At 60.7% G+C, this 5,580-nt stretch carries 9 protein-coding genes; 7 read left to right on the top strand and 2 right to left on the bottom strand.

Translation table 11 applies throughout. The features are described from left to right. From EN984_RS20790 to EN984_RS20775, 4 genes are all read left to right on the top strand, one after another. Window positions 1-511, top strand: a 511-nt coding sequence (locus EN984_RS20790; RefSeq protein WP_164765555.1) for an ATP-binding cassette domain-containing protein, incomplete at its 5' end; no start/stop codon positions are given. 78 nt (window positions 512-589) lie between these two features. Beyond that, complete coding sequence (locus EN984_RS20785; protein WP_023809788.1) at window positions 590-868, top strand: type II toxin-antitoxin system RelE/ParE family toxin; 279 nt, start codon at window positions 590-592, stop codon at window positions 866-868. A 27-nt stretch (window positions 869-895) separates the two neighbouring features. Further along, window positions 896-1,204 carry a HigA family addiction module antitoxin gene (locus EN984_RS20780; RefSeq protein WP_127268663.1) on the top strand — a complete coding sequence of 103 codons (309 nt, stop codon included), beginning with the start codon at window positions 896-898 and terminating at the stop codon, window positions 1,202-1,204. Between the two features lie 135 nt (window positions 1,205-1,339). Then, window positions 1,340-1,498: a hypothetical protein gene (locus EN984_RS20775; RefSeq protein ID WP_127268662.1), complete on the top strand. Its 159-nt coding sequence runs from the start codon at window positions 1,340-1,342 to the stop codon at window positions 1,496-1,498. A 16-nt stretch (window positions 1,499-1,514) separates the two neighbouring features. Here the strand turns inward: EN984_RS20775 and EN984_RS20770 are convergent, their stop codons facing one another. Continuing rightward, the gene (locus EN984_RS20770; protein WP_127268661.1) at window positions 1,515-2,129 is read right to left on the bottom strand and encodes a glutathione S-transferase family protein; all 615 of its coding nucleotides are present in this window, start codon (window positions 2,127-2,129) and stop codon (window positions 1,515-1,517) included. Window positions 2,130-2,367: 238 nt separating this feature from the next. Between EN984_RS20770 and EN984_RS20765 the strand changes: the two genes are divergently transcribed. Both EN984_RS20765 and EN984_RS20760 read left to right on the top strand, forming a co-directional pair. Further along, on the top strand, window positions 2,368-2,796 hold the full coding sequence (locus EN984_RS20765) for a glyoxalase/bleomycin resistance/extradiol dioxygenase family protein (RefSeq protein WP_127268665.1): 429 nt from the start codon (window positions 2,368-2,370) through the stop codon (window positions 2,794-2,796). 75 nt (window positions 2,797-2,871) lie between these two features. Beyond that, window positions 2,872-3,225 (top strand): DUF1428 family protein, encoded by a 354-nt coding sequence (locus EN984_RS20760; protein ID WP_127268660.1) that lies wholly within the window; start codon window positions 2,872-2,874, stop codon window positions 3,223-3,225. 141 nt (window positions 3,226-3,366) lie between these two features. On the opposite strand, the gene EN984_RS20755 is transcribed toward EN984_RS20760, so the two are convergent. Then, complete coding sequence (locus tag EN984_RS20755; RefSeq protein ID WP_236382892.1) at window positions 3,367-4,989, bottom strand: tetratricopeptide repeat-containing sulfotransferase family protein; 1,623 nt, start codon at window positions 4,987-4,989, stop codon at window positions 3,367-3,369. 139 nt (window positions 4,990-5,128) lie between these two features. Here EN984_RS20755 and EN984_RS37785 point away from each other — a divergent pair, with 139 nt between their 5' ends. Next, a complete protein-coding gene (locus EN984_RS37785) occupies window positions 5,129-5,521 on the top strand; it encodes a hypothetical protein (RefSeq protein ID WP_164748817.1) in 393 nt (130 codons plus the stop codon). Window positions 5,522-5,580 lie beyond the last annotated feature (59 nt).

Genomic DNA, 5,580 nt, shown 5'->3' with positions numbered 1-5,580 from the left:
CGTCACCCTGATCCGCAATGCCATCATCGACCCGGACACGGTGCGGAATGTGAAGGTGACGCCGTCGACGGTGCTCGGCTACAGCGATCAGGCGCTGTCGGGCATCAGCGGCGACGACACGCCGCTGGCGATGGTCTCGCGCCGCTACGATGTCGGCGAGCAGCGCGCACGGTCGTTGCTGGCCGGTGCTGGCGTGGTCATCGAGATGCAGGAGAAAAAGATCGGCGTGCTGTCCGGCGGCCAGAAGGCGCGGCTGATGATGCTGGCGCTGAGGCTCGCCAATCCCAACTTCTATCTGCTGGACGAGCCGACCAACCACCTCGACATCGACGGCCAGGAAGCGCTGGAAGCGGAACTGCTGGCGCATCAGGCCAGCTGCGTGCTCGCCTCGCACGACCGCTCCTTCATCCGCGCCATCGGCAACCGCTTCTGGCTGATCGACAAACGAAAGCTGACCGAAGTCGAGGACCCCGAGGAGTTCTTCCGCTCAGTGGCCGAAACGGCAGGATGAGGCCAACGGAGGTCGACTGGCATGTAAATTATTTGCTTACAGACCTTGTTTTTGTAAGCAATCTGTTTACATATATCGATGATCAAGTCCTTCAAGAACAAGGCGCTGTCGGACCTCTTTCAAACTGGAAAGACCGGCAAGATCGACGCCAAGATGCACAAGCGCATTCTTGTCCGGCTTGACCGCCTGGAAGCTTCGGAGAAGCCGGAGGAGATGAACCTTCCCGGCTTCGATTTCCACCCGCTGAAAGGCTTCGATCCAATCCGCTACACGGTCCACGTCAACGGTCCGTGGTGCATCACATTCGAGTTCGACGGCAAGGACGCTGCCCGCGTCGATTTCGAGCAATATCACTGAGGCGGCCAGACTGGAGAAGTTCGACTTATGACCGTGCACGAGCCGACGCGTCCTATTGAGCGTTGTCCCTCCCACCCGGGAGCGCTGCTTGAGGACATTATCCCGGCAACTGGAAAGACCAAGGTGGAAATTGCAAATCTGCTCGGGATCTCCCGGCAGCAGCTCTATGACATCATCCGCGAAAAGAAGCCGGTTTCGCCGGCTGTGGCCGCTCGCCTCGGGAAGCTGTTCGGCGACGGCGCCGCGATCTGGCTTCGAATGCAAGCGGCTTTCGATGCTTGGCACGCAGAGCGTGAAGTTGATGTTTCAGCGATCCCTACGCTCAGGGTTGCGTAGGTCCGCACGGCAGCATTCGGACAGACCATCAGACGCCGCGATAAAAAATCTCGACGGTCTGTCGGATAGCCTCAGCCCATCGCGTCCTTGGGATGCCGACACGATGATGCCGGCGCCAACCCAGGGAGAATTATCATGTCGGTTCTTTCATCCATCGGTCGCGTCGCAACCCGGTATGCGGCAGCGCGCGCTCGTCACCGCAGCGAGCGCATCCTGCTTTCGCTGCCGGCCTCGCTGCGCAAGGATATCGGCTTTCCGGACGTCTTCGACGCGCAGAACGGCCGCCGCCCCTGACCTCGCGAGGCGCCAGTCAGTCATGCGTATCACCTGAAAGCGGTGTCGCCTGCATCGATACGCGTTTTTCGAAAGCCTCGAACCAGTGCGTCAGCCGCGCCCGCGAGCGAAAAGGCGGCAGGTGGCGGAACGCCATCCAGGACAGCGTGGTGGCCAAGGCGATGTGGCCGACATGGAGCGGTGCCTCGTCGTCCAGCGCGCTTTCGATCCAGTCGTAGCTCGCCTCGATCTTTTCCCGGTATCCGTCGGCGAGAGCACCATAGCGCAGCTTTTCGGGTCTCCTTTCTGTCTCCCAGCGCAAAGCGATGCCTGTCTGCGCGAGGCCCTGGGCGACCGACTGAAGCCGCAACGCCTGCCAGCGCGCCTCGCCGTCCTGCGGCAGCAGCTTGCGGCCGTCATGCAGTGTGTCGAGATAGGCGCAGATGACATCGGAATCGAAGATCGGCGACGCATTTGGCCGCAACAGCACCGGCACCTTGCCAAGCGGATTTTCGGCGTAGACATCGGCGTTGCGCAAGGTCGGACTGGTCTCATGATGGATGACCTCCAGCCGATCGGCAATGCCAACCTCATGGGCGAAGACAAGCGCCTTGCGCGCGAAGGGTGAGTGGGTTTGATAGTAGAGGATCATTGTCGTCCCGGGGTTGAAGAGGCGTTCGCGTGATCCATCTGTTCTAGCCTGCGAGCCGAGAGAATTGCGCTCTGATTGGGCGCCGCCGACGCAAGTTCGTTTCACGCCTCTCGCTCGAGCCCGCGGCTGTCCGGGATTATCAAGGGCCGACCGCCAAAAAAATTTCGCCGCCATGTAGGATCGCCGCCGTCCGATCCGTCCTATGGCTCGCAAGGCCAAACGCAAAGAGGAACAACAAATGACTGATCAGACCCCCGTTCAGCCCGCGGCCAAAGTGCTCGGCGGATTGACCCCCTATCTGCAGCTGGATGGCGCCTTCAAGGCTGCCGAATTCTACAAGAAGGCCTTCGGCGCGGAGCAGGTCTTTGCCTACCCGGCGGACGAAAAAGGCCGCACCATGCACATTCACCTCCACATCAATGGCTCGACCCTCATGCTCTCCGATTTCTATCCGGAAAACGGAATGCCCGCCGTCAAGCCGCAGGGTTACACCATGCAGCTTCACCTCGGCAGCGACGACATCGAAGCCTGGTGGAAGCGCGCCGTCGATGCCGGCTGCGAAGTCGCCGTGCCGCTCCAGGTCATGTTCTGGGGCGATCAGTGGGGCAATATGCGCGACCCGTTCGGCGTCGAATGGGCGATGAACGCGCCGGTGAAGAAAGCCTGATCTGCCGCCGATGGCCCGAGCCCCTCACCGGCCGGCGCCGGTGAGGCCCTGTGAACTTCCAGGAGGAGATCCAAAATGTCCTATGTCGATGGTTTCGTACTTGCCGTATCCAGGGCAAAACTCGATGACTACAAGAAGCTGGCCAACCTCGCAGGGCCTATCTGGAGGGAACATGGCGCGCTCGCCTATGTCGAATGCATCGGCGACGACGTGCCCTATGGCGAGGTCACGTCCTTCCCGCGTGCCGTGCAGGCCAAGGACGACGAGATCGTCGTCTTCGCCTGGGCCGTCTATGAGTCGCGGGTGAGCCGCGATGCCGTCATGGCCAAGGTGATGGCAGATCCGCGCTTGAAGGCCGATTGGGCGGACATGCCGTTCGACGGCAAGCGCATGATCTTCGGTGGCTTCAAGCCATTCATTGAGCTTTGAGCAGCCGGTTGCAGATTAGAAGAAGCCTCTCAGCTTCGTCATCCTAGGGCGAAGCGCGAAGCTCCGTCGCGAAGACCCTAGGATGACGACGCGGGTGCTTAGGCCAATCTCTAAGGCCACGATCAGCTAGATAGCGTTGCGCTAATCCAGCTTGTCGAGCAGCGGCTTCAGCCGGTCTCCATAGCGCTTCCACAGATCGACCGACCCTTGATACATCGGCTGGCGCACCTGTGCGGCTGAAGCCGTGCGAACCGGTCGGTCGGTCTCGTGGAACGATAGAGCCGCGTCGTCCCAGGGCAGACCGAGATGAGCGATCAATGCCCGCGTCTGTCCTTCCTGGTCGGCGACAAAATCCTCGTAGCGTACATCATGCACGACGCCCGGCAGCACCGTGTGCCAATGCTTCATGATGTCGGTGTAGAGATTGTGGAAGTCGGCGAGCTCACCGAGATCGTAGCCATAGCGATGGCTGTCGCCGCGGAAATGCACCTTGTAGATCGACAGGCAGGTGGCCGCCGCATCGCGCGCGCAGTGGATGATCCTGGCCTTCGGCATCATCATGTGGATGAAGCCGACAAGCAGGAAGTTGCCCGGCATTTTGTCGGTGACGTGGCGCATGTTCGGATAGCGGGCATGCAGCATGTCGAGATAGGCTTGGCCTGCTTCGGCAAAATCCGCATCGCCCATATCCGATACGCCCCATGGGAAGCCACCCGGCATGGTCGCCGGGAACTGCTTGCCGACCGCCTTCTTCAAGATGCTGAGCTCGCCTGCGCCGTAGACCTGCGGATGGCTGGCAATGATCTGCTCGACCAGCGTCGTGCCCGAACGCGGCATGCCGACGATGAAGATCGGCGTGTCGTCGCTGATTGAGCTGGGCCTGTGCTTCTCGAAGAAGCCGGCATCGAAGGTGGCCTTCATCGCCTCGAATTCGGCCCGCGTCCTGGCCTGGTCGTAGTTGATGCCTTTGCGGCGGATCGCATTGCCTTCGGCGAAATAGTCGAAGGCCCGGCCATAATCCCTGAGATCGTCATTCGCCTTGCCGAGTCCGAAGGACAGCTGCATGCGTGCCAGGCTGTCCTGCGGCGCTTTGGCATGCTGGGCTTCCATGCCCCCAAGCTCGCTGTCGCGATCCTTCTGGCGCTTGACCTGCGTCAGCATCAGCCAAGCTGTGGCCATGGCGGGGTTGATCGCCAACGCCTGCCGGAACAGGTCGACCGCCTCGTCGAGCTTGCCCTTTTCCATCAGCCCGACGCCGAGCCCGTGCAGCAGGTCGGCATCCTTGGGGCGTATCGCCAGCGCTTCGCGGAAGACGGCGAGCGCCTCATCCAGCCGCCCGGCTTCCTGCAGGGTTTCGGCAAGCCCGATGCGGGCGCGCACGTGGAATGGGTTGCGTGCAACCGTGCCGCGATAAATCTCTTCGGCCTCTTCGAACTGGCCGACCTGCTTCAGCGATGAGCCGAGATTGTCGCGCGCCGCGAGCTGGTCCGGCCGCAGATCCACCGCACCGCGGAAGAAATCGATGGCCGCAGCAGGGCGGCCGAGGTCGCGCATCACCGTACCGAAATTGTTGAGGAAATCGGGATTCGTCGGCTGCAGGCTCACCGACCGTTCGATGAGATCCAGCCCTTCTTCGCTGCGCCCGGTCTGGTGCAGCAGCAGTCCCAGGAAATGCGCCGCGGCCGCATGCTTGGGCTGACGCGCCAGCACCTGCCGGTAGATCGTCTCAGCCTCTTGCCGGCGCCCCGCCTGATGCAGTTGCAACGCCTGCTGCACATACTGGTCGAGGCCCAGCGGCGGCTGTCCGCCTGCGCCAGACCTGGCTCCCGCACCCGCCGCTCGTCTTTGATCTCTGTTGATGGGAAACCTGCCGTGTTTTATCCGCCTGTGGCGATCTAGGCCATTGGCGCGCCAGGTTCAAGGCTTCGCTTGCTGTCTCGTCCTTTCGTCGGTGCGGAAAGATCAAATCAGGCGATTGGTCTCGGCAACCTGCCTGGCACGCCGAACCGTTCCATCGGTGTCGGCGATCCTTCGCTTTGCCGCCTCGTCACTTCTGACAGTCAGCCGCGGCGACAGGACAACCATCGGCTTTGCCATTACCGGCTTTGCGACCGGCGTGATCGTTACGGGGGTGCCTGTTGGCGTCTTTACGGACATCTCGAGGTCTCCTTCTTCAACTCACAAGAAAAATGAAATACCGGGAGAATTATTCCCGCTAAGCTTCAAACAGTTTTTGAATTGTATGAATTTGTATCATCATTTTTCTGATAGTTACAGCGCGCAATTTTTTGAATGAAGCACAATTTTATTTTAAAACGCCTTGATTAAATTACAACAAAGGCCTATCTGTACAGG

It is taken from the genome of Mesorhizobium sp. M7A.F.Ca.CA.004.12.1.1 (assembly GCF_003997835.1).
In the GTDB taxonomy this organism is placed as follows: Bacteria; Pseudomonadota; Alphaproteobacteria; order Rhizobiales; family Rhizobiaceae; genus Mesorhizobium.
The sequence above is the reverse complement of the archived record's forward strand: the minus strand, read 5'-3'. Positions and strand labels throughout refer to the sequence as shown.

What these genes read in the sequence shown, in the direction of transcription:
- EN984_RS20770 (WP_127268661.1), bottom strand. Translation starts at nt 2,129, where the DNA reads ATGATCCTCTACTATCAAACCCACTCACCCTTCGCGCGCAAGGCGCTT.
- EN984_RS20775 (WP_127268662.1), top strand. Translation starts at nt 1,340, where the DNA reads ATGTCGGTTCTTTCATCCATCGGTCGCGTCGCAACCCGGTATGCGGCA.
- EN984_RS20765 (WP_127268665.1), top strand. Translation starts at nt 2,368, where the DNA reads ATGACTGATCAGACCCCCGTTCAGCCCGCGGCCAAAGTGCTCGGCGGA.
- EN984_RS20760 (WP_127268660.1), top strand. Translation starts at nt 2,872, where the DNA reads ATGTCCTATGTCGATGGTTTCGTACTTGCCGTATCCAGGGCAAAACTC.
- EN984_RS20780 (WP_127268663.1), top strand. Translation starts at nt 896, where the DNA reads ATGACCGTGCACGAGCCGACGCGTCCTATTGAGCGTTGTCCCTCCCAC.
- EN984_RS20785 (WP_023809788.1), top strand. Translation starts at nt 590, where the DNA reads ATGATCAAGTCCTTCAAGAACAAGGCGCTGTCGGACCTCTTTCAAACT.